This is a genomic window from Vicinamibacterales bacterium, assembly GCA_035699745.1.
Classification (GTDB): Bacteria; Acidobacteriota; Vicinamibacteria; order Vicinamibacterales; family 2-12-FULL-66-21; genus JAICSD01.
Genome location: DASSPH010000055.1, coordinates 113,334 through 128,028, shown reverse-complemented (window position 1 = coordinate 128,028; position 14,695 = coordinate 113,334). Strand labels below are relative to the sequence as shown.

At 69.8% G+C, this 14,695-nt stretch carries 15 protein-coding genes; 11 read left to right on the top strand and 4 right to left on the bottom strand.

Translation table 11 applies throughout. The features are described 5' to 3' along the window. Positions 1-21 precede the first annotated feature (21 nt). Positions 22-1,698, bottom strand: coding sequence for a DUF2207 domain-containing protein (locus VFK57_12365; GenBank protein HET7696498.1), 1,677 nt, complete (start codon positions 1,696-1,698; stop codon positions 22-24). On the opposite strand from VFK57_12365, the gene VFK57_12360 reads away from it, so the two are divergent. Then, positions 1,697-1,909, top strand: coding sequence for a hypothetical protein (locus tag VFK57_12360; protein ID HET7696497.1), 213 nt, complete (start codon positions 1,697-1,699; stop codon positions 1,907-1,909). The genes VFK57_12365 and VFK57_12360 overlap by 2 nt on opposite strands. On the opposite strand, the gene VFK57_12355 is transcribed toward VFK57_12360, so the two are convergent. Further along, positions 1,884-2,456: an HD domain-containing protein gene (locus VFK57_12355; protein ID HET7696496.1), complete on the bottom strand. Its 573-nt coding sequence runs from the start codon at positions 2,454-2,456 to the stop codon at positions 1,884-1,886. The genes VFK57_12360 and VFK57_12355 overlap by 26 nt on opposite strands. Positions 2,457-2,484: 28 nt before the next feature. Between VFK57_12355 and VFK57_12350 the strand changes: the two genes are divergently transcribed. Continuing rightward, positions 2,485-2,982, top strand: coding sequence for a prolyl-tRNA synthetase associated domain-containing protein (locus VFK57_12350; protein HET7696495.1), 498 nt, complete (start codon positions 2,485-2,487; stop codon positions 2,980-2,982). Here the strand turns inward: VFK57_12350 and VFK57_12345 are convergent. Both VFK57_12345 and typA read right to left on the bottom strand, forming a co-directional pair. After that, positions 2,979-3,815, bottom strand: a complete 837-nt coding sequence (locus VFK57_12345; GenBank protein HET7696494.1) for an FkbM family methyltransferase — start codon at positions 3,813-3,815, stop codon at positions 2,979-2,981. The genes VFK57_12350 and VFK57_12345 overlap by 4 nt on opposite strands. Before the next feature lie 95 nt (positions 3,816-3,910). After that, the gene (typA, locus tag VFK57_12340; protein ID HET7696493.1) at positions 3,911-5,761 is read right to left on the bottom strand and encodes a translational GTPase TypA; all 1,851 of its coding nucleotides are present in this window, start codon (positions 5,759-5,761) and stop codon (positions 3,911-3,913) included. An 87-nt stretch (positions 5,762-5,848) separates the two neighbouring features. Here typA and VFK57_12335 point away from each other — a divergent pair, with 87 nt between their 5' ends. From VFK57_12335 to gvpA, 9 genes are all read left to right on the top strand, one after another. Next, positions 5,849-6,442, top strand: coding sequence for a sigma-70 family RNA polymerase sigma factor (locus VFK57_12335; protein HET7696492.1), 594 nt, complete (start codon positions 5,849-5,851; stop codon positions 6,440-6,442). Next, complete coding sequence (locus VFK57_12330) at positions 6,439-7,233, top strand: hypothetical protein (protein ID HET7696491.1); 795 nt, start codon at positions 6,439-6,441, stop codon at positions 7,231-7,233. The genes VFK57_12335 and VFK57_12330 overlap by 4 nt, the downstream gene beginning before the upstream one ends. Positions 7,234-7,241: 8 nt before the next feature. Next, positions 7,242-8,426, top strand: a complete 1,185-nt coding sequence (locus tag VFK57_12325; protein ID HET7696490.1) for a HEAT repeat domain-containing protein — start codon at positions 7,242-7,244, stop codon at positions 8,424-8,426. Between the two features lie 64 nt (positions 8,427-8,490). After that, positions 8,491-10,023, top strand: a complete 1,533-nt coding sequence (gene zwf / locus VFK57_12320; GenBank protein ID HET7696489.1) for a glucose-6-phosphate dehydrogenase — start codon at positions 8,491-8,493, stop codon at positions 10,021-10,023. Further along, positions 10,023-10,955 (top strand): OpcA/G6PD domain-containing protein, encoded by a 933-nt coding sequence (locus VFK57_12315; protein HET7696488.1) that lies wholly within the window; start codon positions 10,023-10,025, stop codon positions 10,953-10,955. The genes zwf and VFK57_12315 overlap by 1 nt, the downstream gene beginning before the upstream one ends. Continuing rightward, a complete protein-coding gene (gndA, locus tag VFK57_12310; GenBank protein ID HET7696487.1) occupies positions 10,952-12,367 on the top strand; it encodes an NADP-dependent phosphogluconate dehydrogenase in 1,416 nt (471 codons plus the stop codon). Before VFK57_12315 ends, gndA begins: the two co-directional genes overlap by 4 nt. 4 nt (positions 12,368-12,371) lie before the next feature. Then, positions 12,372-13,943, top strand: coding sequence for a long-chain fatty acid--CoA ligase (locus VFK57_12305; protein HET7696486.1), 1,572 nt, complete (start codon positions 12,372-12,374; stop codon positions 13,941-13,943). A gap of 45 nt (positions 13,944-13,988) precedes the next feature. Further along, on the top strand, positions 13,989-14,336 hold the full coding sequence (locus tag VFK57_12300; protein HET7696485.1) for a gas vesicle protein: 348 nt from the start codon (positions 13,989-13,991) through the stop codon (positions 14,334-14,336). Positions 14,337-14,363: 27 nt separating this feature from the next. Continuing rightward, positions 14,364-14,690: a gas vesicle structural protein GvpA gene (gene gvpA / locus VFK57_12295; GenBank protein ID HET7696484.1), complete on the top strand. Its 327-nt coding sequence runs from the start codon at positions 14,364-14,366 to the stop codon at positions 14,688-14,690. The last annotated feature ends 5 nt before the right edge of the window (positions 14,691-14,695 follow it).

Here is a 14,695-nt window from a genome sequence, read left to right as displayed (position 1 = left end):
TGACTGAGATCAGGTTAGCGCTCATCCCGCGCCCGAGCTGCCGCCGCCGGCGGCACCCGCGCCCGCTCCGCCGCCACCGGCAGCCGCCTGGCTGCCGATGAACGCCGCGAACGCCGCGCCATCGTCCGCGCTGGACGCCTGGAACCACGGCGGCGCAGCGCCGGGGTGCGCCTTCAGATATCGTGCCCACTGCGGCGCCAGACCGACCGCGATGCCGTAGACGAGCCAGCGCGGCGTGAATGAAGACGCCATCAAATGACGGCGGAATCCACGCCATCGTCCGGCCTGGATCAGTCCGTGATCCGTGAGCGGCGTTGTCCTGGCCGCCATGACGATGCCCACGAGACCGGCGGCGCAGAGGGCGAACGGCAGCAGGAACGGCCATCCTTCGAATCGCGGGATCAGCGTAGCCATCGCGACCGATCCCAGGGCGGCAGCGATGAGGATCGCAACCGAGACGCGCATCAGTCGATCGCGGACCGCCTTCCGGGCGGGATCGAGATAGCCGCGCGCCACGAGGTCGCGGTTCACGGCGGCGGAGAACCGCCCGGACGACCGGGCCAGACGCCCTCGAGCCTTCGACAGCGTGACATCGTCCGGCCGTCCGGCGAACGCGATGGCCAGCGCTTCGCGCTCGTGGTCCGCGAGATCGTGCCGTCCGTGCGTCCGGGACAACTCGTACGAGCGGACGCCCAGCGCCCGGGATACCTCCCGTACCGCAAGCACGCCGCGATCGGCGAGATCGAACAGGGTGGCCGAGGCGTGGTATCCCGATGGCCCTCCTCTGGCGGCGAGCACCGCAGCGAGCGCCGCCGGCAGCTGCTCCGGCGGCTCTGTTGCCGCCGTGTCGACCGCCGTCATGGTCGGCGCCGCGTAGCTCTGGCGCAACGCGACGAGCAGAATCACGCCGACGGCGAACACGCCTGCCGCCGCGCCGATCCAGCGCGGCGCGAGGGCGGCGGCCCGCTCGTGTTTCTGCTGCCACGCGGGCAGCGCGCTGAGCAGTCCTCCTGCGGGATAGCGCAGCTCGGCGATCATCCAGCCGTTGCGCGCGATGTCCCTCGCTGCGATGGCGACGGCGCCATCCCCCACTTCATGCGACGCGACGCCGATGCGGCGTGTCTCGATCGCCGGCGCCGAGGCGAGCGTGGCCGGAGCCGCGATCGTGCTGCGGCTTTCAGCGACTCGGTATCGGTGTTCGCTCGGCAGCAGCCGCCAGCGGACGACGTCGTGCGCGCCGTCCCGGAAGACCACCCCGCGCGCGCGGTAACGGACGGTGAAGGTGTGCGAGGACGGCCCGATCGGATCGAACTGCCATTCGACCCTCATGCGGTTCCGTCCGCTCACTTTGATGCGGCCAGTCCCTTCGCCGCGCGTGAACGGCGTGCCGTCCATCGACGCGGCGAGGATCTCGATCCCGTCCGTCCGCGATGTCGGGATCTCCCGCCACACGCGGCGGAAGGTGCCGTCCTGGAACCGGAAAGCGATCGTCTCCTGGACGTCGAGGTCCCCGCCTTCGAGCACCTGCACGGCGACGTCGAAGCGGGCGGCATCGTAGTCTCCCGCGCGCTGAGCGGCAGCCGGGGCCGGGCTCGCCAGCAGCATCACCACCGCGACGACAGCGGCGGCTCCTCCGCCGGAGCGCTGCCGAGCCCGGTGACCTGCCCTGTCACGCCTCACCGATAGTGTGGTCTTCATGATCATTCGCTTCACGCTCGGCCGGGCCCTCTCCCGGCGCCGCGGCGACCAGCCCGGCCTGGACGGGATGCGTCTCGAGACCCACCCCTCCGGCTTGAACCGCACCGACTCACGGCGTCTGAGCGCGCGGGAGATCGCGCATCGCGAGCGGATGCTCGCGCATCTGCACCGCACGCTGCGCGAGTCTAGTAGCCCATTTCCCGCTCGATAGCGCGGACGATGCGATCGAGCTCGTCGACCAGGCGCCCGCCGCCCGCCTCCCGATAGGCGCGCACCAGCGAGTGGTAATACGCGACCACGTCGTCGGGGCTCGCGTTGAAGCGTTCCCAGACGCCGTCCCCCGTGTTCCGGAGGTCCCGCAGGATCGCGTATGCGTTGTGGACCTTGTCCGCCGCCGAGACGCGAAGGCTCGCCGGCGCGAGCGTCCGCGCGTGCTCGGCGTACTGGCGCTTGCGTTCGAGCCACGGCGCCTTGGGTTCGGTCCACGCGTCCGTGCAGTCCTCCACGATTCTGGCGACCGCGTCGCCGAACCGGCTGCGGATGTCGTCGAGCCGGGCGCGGCCGCCGCTGTCTTCGGCCGCGTCGTGCAGCAGCGCGGCGATCGCCTCGTCCTCCCCGCCGCCGTCGTCGATCACGATGGACGCGACGCCCATCAAATGGCCGAGGTACGGGACGTTCGTTCCCTTGCGCAGCTGTGCCCCGTGCGCTTCGTGCGCGTAGGCAAACGCGGCGTCGAGCCGGGACGTCAGGGTAGGCATGCGCGCCTATTGTCGATCAGAATAAGGCATGGATCCCGCGCCCGCCGTCTACGCCGCCCTCGAGGCGCTCGGCATCCGCTACGAGCGCTACGAGCACCCGGCCGTGTTCAACGCTGAGGACGCCTCGCGGTTCTGGGACCCGATTCCGGGGATGCAGTGCAAGAACCTCTTCCTGAGGAACAAGAAAGGGGATCGGCACTACCTGGTCGTGCTGGAGATTTCGAAGCGCGCGGACCTGAAGGATCTGGTGAAGCTCGTCAATGACGATCGCCTGAGCTTCGGATCGCCCGACCGCCTGATGGCGGAGCTGGGGCTGACGCCCGGATCGGTGTCGCCGTTCGGCCTGCTGAACGACACCGACGGGTCGGTCCGCGTCCTCGTCGACCGGGACTTGAAGGACGCGCCGCGCCTCATCTTCCATCCCAACATCAACACGGCCAGCGTCGTGGTGTCGTGGGCGGATCTGGAGAAGTTCCTCGCGACGCGCAGCAACAGAGTCAGCGTGGTGTCGCTGCGCGACGGCTAGCGGCGCCGGGAGGCGGCCTGCGCGTCGGTCATGAAGAACAGGTTCTGATCCCGCTCGCCGGGGTGCCGTTCGTGGAACGCCGTTCCATCGAAACGGTAAGGCCTGTAACCCAGGCCGCCGAGCAGGTCCAGCATGGCGCGGAAATCGGTCCCCGGATCGTCGAAGGGCTCCAGCGTCTCGACCTGGATCACGGGATGCCACCGGCGGAATGATTCGACGGCGCCGCGCATCACCTGCAGCTCGTGGTACTCCGCGTCGATCTTCACGAACGTGACCGGCCGGTCGGTGCCCGCGAGAAGCGAATCGAGCGTCCTGGTGGTGATCTGGAAGTGCCGGAACGATCGTGCCGCCGCGCCCTCCACGATCTTGGCGTCCCAGAACGACTCACCGCCGCCGCTGTATCGCGGGATCTCCATCGTCGCTGCCCCCGAGCGGTCGCTCATCGCATACGGAAACAGCCGGACGTTGCCGAGCGCGAGTTCTTTGACCGCCGCCTGCAGGATCTGATGCGTCTGGGGCATCGGCTCGAAGCTCCAGACCGCGCCGGCGGGGCCGACGAGGCGCGACAGCCGCTGCGTGTAGAACCCCACGAACGCGCCGACATCCAGGACGAAGTCGCCCGGCTTCACCAGGAGCGGCAGCGCGCGCGCGTCGACTTCCATGCGCTCGTCCGAATCGTTCCGCAACAGCTTGATGTAATAGCGCTTCTTGAGCTGAAGCAGCACGGGCTCGGGGACGACCGAGGCGATCAGTTGCTTGGTGCGGAGCGCGACGGGGGAGGACTCGGACGTCCAGATCCTCATGATCGGCCGGACGATTTGCGACAGCGCCATGCGCGTCGGGCGTAGCATACGGCGTGCCGAGCTGGCGCCGGGCGAAGGCTGAGCTGGACCCGCGCGGGCATTGAAGCCGCCGGCGGCGGCTCCGGTTATTCGGCGGCGTCCGCGCTGCGTCTTGGACGCTGGTTCGCGGCGAGCACGCGCTTGCGCAGGCGGATGTTCCTGGGCGTGATCTCCACCAGCTCGTCGTCGTTGATGAATTCGATCGCCTGCTCGAGCCCCATCTTCCGCGCCGGAATCAGACGGACCGCCTCGTCCGCCGTCGACGCGCGCATGTTCGTCTGTTTCTTTTCCTTCGTGATGTTGACGTCCATGTCGGCGGCGCGCGCGTTCTCGCCGACGATCATCCCCTCGTAGACCTTCTCGCCCGGCTCGACGAACATCTCGCCGCGCTCCTGCAGGTTCCAGATCGCGTAGGCGGTTGCGGCGCCGGCGCGATCCGCGACCAGCGCGCCGGTCGCGCGCGCGGGAATCGCGCCGTGCCAGGGCTCCCAGCCGGCGAACAGGTGGTTCATGATGCCGGTTCCCTTGGTCTCGGTCAGGAACTGGGAGCGGAAGCCGATCAGGCCGCGGGCGGGAATGCGGAACTCGAGGCGGACGCGGCCGCTCCCGTGGTTCACCATCTTCGTCATGGTCCCTCGCCGCGTGCCGACCTGCGCGATGACCACGCCCTGAAAGTCCTCGGCCACGTCGATCACCAGATCCTCGACCGGCTCCATCAGCTTGCCGCCCACCGACTTGGTGACGATGTCGGGGCGCGAGACCTGCATCTCGAAGCCTTCGCGCCGCATCATCTCGATGAGAATGGACAATTGCAGCTCGCCGCGGCCGAGCACTTTCATCTGCTCGGGGCTGTCGGTCGGCTCGACGCGGATCGACACGTTGCCGAGCAGCTCCTTGTCGAGGCGGTCCTTGATCTGGCGGGAGGTGACGAACTGCCCGTCGCGGCCGGACATCGGCGAGGTGTTGACGCCGAAGATCATCGACACCGTCGGCTCGTCGACGGCAATCACCGGCATCGCCTTGCGGTGCTCGACGTCGGCGATCGTCTCGCCGATGGTGATGTCGTCTATGCCGGCGAGGCAGACGATGTCGCCGGCGGCGGCCTGGTCGATGTCGACGCGCTTCAACCCGTCGAACGCGAACAGCTTGGTGACCTTCGTGTCGTGGAACGAGCCATCGAGCCGGCACACCGACACGGGGTCGCCGATGCGGACCGTGCCGTTGAAGATCCGGCCGACGGCGATGCGCCCCAGGTAATCGCTCGAATCGAGGTTCGCCACCAGGATCTGCAGCGGCGCGTCGGCGCGCCCGCGCGGCGGCGGCACGTGCTTGATGATCGCGTCGAACAGCGGGCGCAGATCTTCGCCCGGTGTGTCCATCGACATCGACGCGGTGCCCGCCTTGGCGCTCGCGTAGATTACGGGGAAATCGATCTGGTCCTCGGTCGCGTCGAGGTCGATGAAGAGGTCGTAGATCTCGTTCAGCACCTCCTGCACGCGCGCATCCGGACGGTCGATCTTGTTGATCACGACCAGCGGCGGCAGCCGGCGCTCCAGCGCCTTGCGCAGCACGAAGCGGGTCTGCGGCAGCGGCCCCTCGGACGCGTCCACCAGCAGCATCACCGCGTCGACCATCGACAGCGTCCGTTCGACCTCGCCGCCGAAGTCGGCGTGTCCGGGCGTGTCGACGATGTTGATCAGGGTGTTGTCGTAATGGACGGCGGTGTTCTTCGCCAGAATCGTGATCCCGCGCTCGCGCTCGAGGTCGATGTTGTCCATGGCGCGCTCGGCGACCCGCTCGTTGCTGCGGAACGTGCCGCTCTGGCGCAGGAGCCCGTCCACCAGCGTGGTCTTGCCATGGTCGACGTGGGCGATGATGGCCACGTTCCGCCGGAGCGGATTGGCGACCTCAGACGAGCTGGAACGGGCCAGGTGCATCTAATCAGTATACCGGTTGCCGGTCGCCCGACCCCCGATCCGGTCCCGATCAACCGTCGGGCCTCTCTCTACGTCATATTCCTGACAGTGAACGGCGGCCTCCGTGCGACGGCGGATTCGGATCTGGTGGCCCGCGCGGCGGCTGGCGACAGCGCGGCCTTCCATGCGCTCGTGGAGCGGCACCGGGCGATGGTGTATCGCCTCGCCTATCAGTTCGCCGGCAACCATCACGATGCCGAAGACATCGCGCAGGACGTGTTCATCAAGGTCTATCGTTCGCTGGACCGGTTCCGCTACGACGCGCAGCTGACCTCGTGGCTCTACCGGATCGTGATGAATGCGTGCATCGACCACAAGCGCCGCCACGCCCCCGCGGGCTGGGCGCCGTTCACGGACGATGCGGAGCTGAAGATGATGAATACGCCGGAAGATGGCCCCGGCCCGGAGGAACAGGCCTACGGCGGCCAGCTTGGCGCAGTGCTCGAAGCGGAAATCGCCCGGCTCCCGCCGGGGCAGCGGCTGGTCTTCACGATGCGGCATCATGAAGGATTGAAACTGTCCGAGATTGCGGCCGCGCTGGGCCTGGCGGAGGGCACGGTCAAGCGGCAGCTGCACGCGGCGGTGCACCGCCTGCGCGCGGCGCTCGCCGGCGCCAGGGTCACGGCAGGGGAAGGCGCATGAGCGCGTGCGATTTCGATGTCGTCCTCTACTTCTACGACGAGTTGAAGCCGTCCGAGCGCGCGCGGGCGGCCCATCACGTGCGCGGATGCGAAGTCTGCCGGCAGCGTCTCGACGACCTGAACGCGATTCGCGAGGCGCTCGCCGCGCGTCCCGTGGTCGATGCTCCGCCGGCGGGCGACTGGTCGGGATTCATGCGCCGTCTCGACGCTGCCGTGCCGCCGGCGCGCCCGCGGCAGCCGCGGGCGCCCGCAGCGATCCTCGAATTCCGGCAGGGACGCTGGTCGGTGCGGCAGCTCGCGGCGCTCGCGGCCATGCTGGCGCTCGTCGCCATCGGCATCGTCGCTGCCGCGCGCTTCCGGGGCGCCGTGGCGGTGCCCCGGCAGGTGGCGAACACGCCGACGGGGACGCCGGCCCCCGCGCCCGCGCCGCTGAACGCCGCGCTGACGCAATCGCTGCGCGAAGGCAGCGTCGAGCACCTCGAGCGGTCCAAGCTCGTCGTCCTCGGACTGTCGGCCAGGGATCCGGAGCGCACGAGCGCCGACGACTGGCAGTACGAGCGCCGTCTGGCCGGCTCGCTGCTCGCCGATACGCGGCTGTACCGGATGGCGGCGCAGGATCGCGGCGTTGCCGACGTCGCGCGCGTCATGCGCGACCTGGAAACGGTGCTGCTGGAAGCGTCGCTCAGCGACAGCAGCGATCGGCAGGCGCTCGAGCGCCTGCAGCGGCTGATCGCCAAGCGCGATCTGGTGATGAAGATGCAGGTGGTGGCGAACGGATCGGCGGGACTCTGAGGTTGGTCATGAAGAAGGTTGCTTCGACACTGGCAGTGGTGCTGTTCGCGGCCGCGGTCCACGCGGCGCCCGCGCCCGATTCGCGCCGTCTCGCGCTCGCCAAGGATTACATCGCCGACGAGCAGTGGAACCGCGCGATCGCCGAGCTGCGCATCGTCGCCGACGATCCGAGGGATGCGAACCGTGACGAAGCATTGTTCTGGCTGGCGCACAGCCAGTCGCAGATCGGCGAGCAGGCCGAAGCGCTGCAGACGATCGCGCGGCTCGAGCGGCAGTTCCTGAAGAGCCGGTGGGTGCGCCCGGCGCGCTCCCTGCGCGTCGAGATCGCGCAGCGGCTCCGCCGCGACGATGTCCTGTGGGTGCTCGCGGCGCCGCCCGCAGCTCCGCCGCCCGCGGTGCCCGTGCCGGCGGCCAGACCGGCGCCGCCCGCGCCGCGCGCGGCGATGCCTCCGCCGCGCGCCGCAGCGCCCACGGCGGTCCTGCCGCCGCAGCCGGCGCCCCCCCCCGACGCGCCGGCAGCCGTCACGCCGGCCGTGCCGCCCGCGCCGGCGCCGTTTCCGGCGGCGACGCCTCCGCCGCCCCGTCCGGGGCGCCCCGGCGCGCCGCCGGCGCCGTTCGAGGGATTCCTGCCGCCGCAGCCCTACGAGTGGGACTCGGACGTGCGCATGCAGGCGCTGGTGAGCCTGCTCGATTCGCACAGCGATCGCGTGATCCCGCTGCTGCGCGAGATCGCGCTCGACAACAAGAACCCGAACGACGCGCGCCGCGCCGTGATCGTGCTCGCGCAGTCGCCGCGCAGCGACGCGCGCAATACGCTGGTCGAAGCGGCGCGCCGCGGCGCGCCGGTCGTCCGCCTCGCCGCGATCCGCGAGATGGGCCGCGTGCAGGAGCCGGTGTTCACGACCGCGCTGGTCAACATCGTGCGCAGTGAATCCGACGCCTCGCTCCGCGACACGGCAATCGTGACGCTCGGCCGCACCGGCGCCCGGGTCCAGCTCCGCTCCCTCTACGCGCAGCTGCCGCAAGCGTCGCGGCTGGCGGTGCTGACGGGGCTGTTCAACGCCAAGGACGACGACGAGCTGATCCGGATTGCGACCAGCGAGCGCGATCAGCGCCTGCGCACACGCGCCCGCCAGCATCTGCGGTTGCTCGCAACGCCGAAGGCGGTGAAGTTCCTGACTGAGAATCCGTGAGGCGGGCAGCCGGCAGCTCCCAGCGCTCAGCCGGCCGCGTGCCGCGTGTTGATATAGTCCTGCGATGCCAGTCCCAGCGGGCGACGGGCTCAACCCGTTGCTCGACGGTTTACGCATCGAGCCGACTCCCGAGCCGACCGCCCTCGTCATCTTCGGCGCGTCCGGCGATCTGACGCGGCGCAAGCTGCTGCCGGCGCTCTACCATCTCTCGCGCGGGCAGCGGCTGCCGGCGCGGTTCTCCGTTGTCGGCGTGGCGCGGTCGCCGATGTCGGACGACGAGTTCCGTCAGCAGCTCCACGACAGCCTGAAGGAGTTCGCCGGGTTGAGCGCCCCGGATCAGGTGTCGTCCGCGCTGGCGCGCGAGATGGCGTACGTGCAGGGAGAGATGGACGACCCGAAGCTGTACGAGGCGCTGCGGGCCTGTCTGGCCGAGCGCGGCGCGCCGCAGGGGGTGCTGTTCTACCTGGCCATCCCGCCGACGGTATACGGGACGGTGGTCGAGCGGCTCGGCGCCGCGGGACTGACGCGCAGCGACGGAGGCTACCGGCGCGTCATCGTCGAAAAGCCCTTCGGCACCGACCTCGCGAGCGCGCGCGCGCTCAACGATCTACTGCACTCGCATCTCGACGAATCGCAGATCTTCCGCATCGATCATTACCTCGGGAAGGAAACCGTCCAGAACCTGCTGGTGTTCAGGTTCGCCAACGGCATGTTCGAACCGGTGTGGAACCGGCGCTACATCGATCACGTGCAGATCACGGCGGCCGAGACGGTCGGCGTCGAACGGCGCGCGAACTATTACGAAGGCGCGGGCGCGCTGCGCGACATGGTGCAGAACCACCTGATGCAGGTGCTCGCCTTGATCGCGATGGAGCCGCCGATCGCCTTCTCGGCCGAGAACGTCCGCGACCGCAAGCTCGACGTCCTCGCGTCGATGCAGCCCGTCGTCGGCGGCGACGCTCGCGCCGACGGCGTCGTGCGGGCGCAATACGACGCCGGCTGGGTGAACGGCGCCGAAGTGCCGGGCTATCGCGAGGAAGAAGGGGTCGCACAGGGCTCCACCACCGAGACGTACGTCGCGCTCAGGGTTCACCTCGACAGCTGGCGATGGGCCGGTGTGCCGTTCTACGTGAGAACAGGGAAGCGCCTGCCGAAGCGGACCACGGAAATCGCCATCCAGTTCCGGCGCCCGCCGCTCCACATCTTCAAGAAGGTCAGTCCGACGGCGATTGCGTCCAACCTGCTGATCGTCAACGTGCAGCCGGACGAGGGGATTTCGGTCCGGTTCGAGGCCAAGCTGCCAGGCAGCCGGCTGCAGCTCGCGCCGGTGATGATGAACTTCCGCTACGGCAGCGCCTTCGGGGTCGCCGTCCCCGAAGCCTACGAAACACTGCTGCTCGACGCGATGCTCGGCGACGCCACGCTGTTCGCGCGCCATGACTTCGTGGAGACGTCGTGGGCGCTGATCACCCCCATCCACGAGGCGTGGGCGGCGTCCGCGGCCCGCGACGTGCCGCTCTACGAAGCCGGCGAGTGGGGGCCCGCGGAGGCCACCGCGCTGATCGCGGCGGACGGACGGCGCTGGAGGACGCTCTGATGGCCGCAGCCGATCGCCTGCTCCCGGCAGGCCGCGACGTGCCGTTCGCCGACATCGAAGTCACGCTGGCGCGCCTGGTGCGCGACGGCCGCGACCGGAAAGGAGCGCCGGCGCGGGCCCTGACCGCGACCGTGATCGTCATCGGCGACCTCGCGCGGCTGGCGGCCGCCGCCGAAGCGCTGGAGCGGCTGGGCGAGTCCGGCGGCGTGCGAACGATTCTCATCTCGGAAGGGGAGCACACCGCGCCGACGGCGCGCGTCACGGAGAGCGCGATTGCCATCGCCGGGCTCGCCCCGCGATTCCTCAACAACGCCGTGGCCGCGCTGCGGCTGTCGAGCCTTCCCGCGGTCGTGTGGTGGCGCGGCGGATCGGTGGACAAGCTGCACGATCTGGCCGGCCTGGCGGACCGGATGATCCTCGACGCGGAGGATCCGGTCGAAGGCTGGCGGAAGGCGCAGCACCTGTTCGAGCGGACCGCGCTCACCGACCTGCGGTGGACCCGCCTGACGCGCTGGCGGTCGGCGGTCGCGCATCTCTTCGATCTGCCGCCGGTCCGCGCCGGTCTGGGCGGGTTCCGCCGCCTCACCATCGAGGCGGCCGACCCGCACGCCGCGCGGCTCTACGCCGGCTGGCTGCGCGCCTGCCTGAAGTGGACGCCGTCGGTCGCGATCGACATCGCACCCGCGCCGGCCAACGGCGCGCGGACGCCGCTGCGCTACGTCCGGCTCGAGGGGACCGGCGTCGCCATCACCGCGGCGGGCAAGACCAGCGAGTGCCTCACCGCCGCGGTGGACGGCTTCGAGGAGTCGGCGCGGATCGTGCCGGTGGGTGACGCCACGCTGGCCGCGTTGATCGGCGAGGAGCTGGGGGTGCGCACGCGCGACCTCGCGTTCGAGCGGGCGCTCGCGTCCGCACTGGAGCTGGAAGGATGAGCGGAACGTTCGGCATGATCGGGCTCGGGACGATGGGGCGCAATCTGGCGCTGAACGTCGAGGAGCATGGATTCCCCACCGTCGTCTGGAACCTGGAGACCGACTGGATGGAGGCGTTCGTGCGCGAGCACACCGGCAGGCGCTTCACCGGCGCGCGCACTCTGGAAGAGTTCGTCGCCGCGCTCGAGCGGCCGCGCCGCATCATGATGATGGTGCCGGCGGGAAAACCGGTCGACGAGATGATCGGCAGACTGGCGCCGCTCGTCGACACCGGCGACATCCTGGTGGACGGCGGCAACTCCCACTTCGAGGACACGCGGCGGCGCGAGGCCGCGCTTCGTGAGAAGCGCCTCGACTTCGTCGGCTGCGGCGTGTCGGGCGGCGAGGAAGGGGCGCGCTTCGGCCCCTCGATCATGCCGGGCGGATCCGGCGCCGCGTGGTCGCGGATCAAGGACGTGCTCGAAGCGATCGCGGCAAAGACCGACGCCGGTCCGTGCGTGACCCACGTCGGGCCGGACGGCGCCGGGCACTTCGTCAAGATGGTGCACAACGGCATCGAGTACGGCGACATGCAGATCATCGCCGAGATCTACGACGTGCTGCACCGCGGTCTCGGGCTGAGCACGCCGGAGGCCGGCGAGGTGTTCGCGGAATGGAACCGCGGTCCGCTCGAATCGTTTCTCGTGGAGCTGACCGCGCAGGTCTGCCGCGTCGTCGATGCCGACACCGGCCGGCCGCTGGTCGACGTCGTCGAGGACAAGGCGGGACAGAAGGGCACCGGAAAGTGGACCGCGGCGATCGCGCTCGATCTGGCGGTCGCGATTCCGACGATTGCCGCCGCGCTCGACGCTCGCGTGTTGTCGAGCCTGAAGACGCAGCGGGTCGCCGCGGCGAGAGGCTACGCCGAGACCGACGCCCGAGCGTCGTTCGCCGCGGCCGAGCGCCGCACGTGGATCGACGATCTGCGGAGCGCGCTGCACGGCGCGCGCGTCTGCAGCTACGCGCAGGGCATGGCGCTCATCGCCGCCGGTTCGGCGCAGTACGGCTGGAACGTGAACCTTGCCGAGATGGCGCGAATCTGGAAGGGCGGCTGCATCATCCGCGCGCGGCTGCTCGATCCGGTGCGGGCGGCGTTCACCGCCAATCCCTCGCTCGCGAACCTGCTGGTCGACCCGGCGATCGCCGCCGAACTGCAGCGTGCCGCGCCCGGCTGGCGCCGCGTCGCCGCCGCCGCGGCGGCCGCGGGCATCCCGGTGCCTGCGATCGGCGCGAGCCTGGCGTATTTCGACAGTTACCGCACCGCCCGCCTGCCGCAGAATCTCACGCAGGCGCAGCGCGATGCGTTCGGCGCGCACAAGTACGAGCGGGTCGAGCGGCCGGGGTTCGTGCACTCTGACTGGGAGCCGAAATAGCCGCGTGGCGAGCCTCAATCTTTCCTCCGTCCTCGAGCATCCCGCGCGGCTGACGCCCGATCGCGTCGCGGTGTCGTTCGGTGCGCAGCAGCTCACCTACGCGCAGCTGAACGCCACCGCGGACCGGGTCGCCGCCGGCCTCCATGCGCTGGGCATTCGCGCCGGCGATCACGTCGCGCTGTCCTGCCCGAACCTGCCGTGGTTCCCGATCGCCTACTTCGGAATTCTCAAAGCCGGCGCCGTCGTCGTGCCGCTGAACGTACTGCTGAAGCCGCGCGAGATCGCGTATCACCTGCGCGACAGCCACGCCAAGGCGTGCATCGCGTTCGAAGGGACCGCGGAGCTGCCGATTGCCGCGATGGCCAGGGCGGCCTGTGCGCAGTCGGGCTGCCCGCTGTTCATCGTGATGCCGGCGGATCCGGCGGCGCCGGCGCGCGACGGCGATCTGACGCTGCCGGCGATGATGCGCGACGCCGCGTCGTTCGAGGCCGTCCGCCGCGAGGCGGGGGACACCGCCGTCATCCTCTACACCTCCGGGACGACGGGAAGCGCGAAGGGCGCCGAGCTGACGCACGGCAACATGGTCACCAACGCGGTGACCTGCCATGACATGTTCAAGCCCGCGTTCGACAACGGCGCCGACCAGCACGTCACGCTCGTCACGCTGCCGCTCTTCCACTCCACCGCGCAGACGGCGCAGATGAACGCCGGTTTCTACGGCGGCTTCCGCCTCGTGCTGATGCCGCGATTCGACCCCGCGGCGGTGCTCGACGCGTTCACGCGCGAGCAGATCGGCCTGTGGGTCGGGGTGCCGACGATGTACTGGACGCTGCTGCAGCACGCGCGCGGCACCGGCGCGGACGTCAGCCGGGCGGCGGCGTCGCTGCGCGTGTGCGCGTCGGGCGGCGCGCCCATGCCGGTCGAAGTGCTGTACGAGTTCGAACGCACGTTCAACGCCCGCATCCTGGAAGGCTACGGTCTCTCGGAGACGGCGCCGGTCGCCGCCTTCAATCAGCTGCAGCGCCCCTCGCGCCCCGGCACCGTCGGCCTGCCGATCTTCGGCGTCGAGATCCGCTGTGTCGACGAGCACGACACGCCGGTGGCGGTCGGCGAGCGCGGCGAGGTGGTGGTGCGCGGGCCGAACGTGATGAAGGGGTACTACGACCGGCCGGAAGCGACGGCGGAGGCGATGCGCGGCGGCTGGTTCCGCACCGGCGACATCGGACAGTTCGACGCCGACGGGTATCTGGCGATCGTCGATCGCAAGAAGGACATGATCCTGCGCGGCGGGTTCAACGTGTATCCGCGGGAGATCGAGGAGGTGCTGATGACGCATCCGGCGGTGTCGCTCGCCGCGGTGATCGGGGTGCCGGATGCGCGGCTGGGGGAGGAAGTGAAGGCGTTCGTGGTGCTGAAACCTGGCTCGACCGTTACCGCGGATGAGCTGGTCGCGTGGAGCCGCGAGCAGATGGCTTCGTTCAAATACCCCAGATCCGTCGAAGTTCGTGAGTCGCTGCCGGTTGGCGCCACCGGAAAGGTGCTGAAACGTGAACTGCGCGGCGAGCAGAACCGGTGACGCGCGTTGCTTCCGCGTCGAGCGTCGGGATATAGTCCGAGATTCATGGCTCTCGAGCTCCCAGGGTCCCATCGCGCCACCGGACTCGTAGATGTGCTCGATCGGGTGCTCGACAAGGGCCTGGTCATCGCCGGCGACATCAAGGTCTCGCTCGCCGAAGTCGAGCTGCTCACCATCCGCATCCGGCTCCTCGTCTGCTCCCTCGACAAGGCGCAGGAAATCGGGCTGGATTGGTGGCGCTACGATCGTGATCTGTCGCCGGGCGCGGTGCGTGACCTGGCCGGCGAGCATGCGGATCTTCGCGCGGAGGTCCGCCAACTGCAGGAGCGCGTCGCGGCGCTCACACTTGCGACCAACGGCAAGCCGCGCGCCGCGGGGCGGCGGCGCCGCTGATTCGATTCTGGGAGGCAGGAGTACAGCATGGCAGTTGAACGCGCTGCAGGCGGCACCAGTCTCATCGACGTCCTCGATCGCGTGCTCGACAAGGGCATCGTCATCGATGCGTGGGTGCGCGTGTCGCTGGTGGGCATCGATCTGATCACCGTCGAGGCCCGCGTGGTCGTGGCGTCGATCGATACCTACTTGAAGTACTCCGAGGCGGTCGGCCAGGTCGCGCCGGTCTCGCGGCCGGCGGCGGAACTGCCGTCGCACCAGGACGTCGTCGCCGAGAACGCCGCGCTCCGCGCCGAACTGGCCGCATCCAAGGTCGCGCGGCCGAAGCGCCGCCGCGCCTCAGACGAGGGCTAAGCCAC

Bases quoted from the DNA above. Each gene is read 5' to 3' on its own strand.
- gndA (HET7696487.1), top strand. From the start codon at position 10,952: ATGAGCGGAACGTTCGGCATGATCGGGCTCGGGACGATGGGGCGCAAT.
- zwf (HET7696489.1), top strand. From the start codon at position 8,491: ATGCCAGTCCCAGCGGGCGACGGGCTCAACCCGTTGCTCGACGGTTTA.
- VFK57_12345 (HET7696494.1), bottom strand. From the start codon at position 3,815: ATGGCGCTGTCGCAAATCGTCCGGCCGATCATGAGGATCTGGACGTCC.
- VFK57_12315 (HET7696488.1), top strand. From the start codon at position 10,023: ATGGCCGCAGCCGATCGCCTGCTCCCGGCAGGCCGCGACGTGCCGTTC.
- VFK57_12355 (HET7696496.1), bottom strand. From the start codon at position 2,456: ATGCCTACCCTGACGTCCCGGCTCGACGCCGCGTTTGCCTACGCGCAC.
- VFK57_12350 (HET7696495.1), top strand. From the start codon at position 2,485: ATGGATCCCGCGCCCGCCGTCTACGCCGCCCTCGAGGCGCTCGGCATC.
- VFK57_12330 (HET7696491.1), top strand. From the start codon at position 6,439: ATGAGCGCGTGCGATTTCGATGTCGTCCTCTACTTCTACGACGAGTTG.
- typA (HET7696493.1), bottom strand. From the start codon at position 5,761: ATGCACCTGGCCCGTTCCAGCTCGTCTGAGGTCGCCAATCCGCTCCGG.
- VFK57_12360 (HET7696497.1), top strand. From the start codon at position 1,697: ATGATCATTCGCTTCACGCTCGGCCGGGCCCTCTCCCGGCGCCGCGGC.
- VFK57_12300 (HET7696485.1), top strand. From the start codon at position 13,989: ATGGCTCTCGAGCTCCCAGGGTCCCATCGCGCCACCGGACTCGTAGAT.
- VFK57_12365 (HET7696498.1), bottom strand. From the start codon at position 1,698: ATGAAGACCACACTATCGGTGAGGCGTGACAGGGCAGGTCACCGGGCT.
- VFK57_12325 (HET7696490.1), top strand. From the start codon at position 7,242: ATGAAGAAGGTTGCTTCGACACTGGCAGTGGTGCTGTTCGCGGCCGCG.
- gvpA (HET7696484.1), top strand. From the start codon at position 14,364: ATGGCAGTTGAACGCGCTGCAGGCGGCACCAGTCTCATCGACGTCCTC.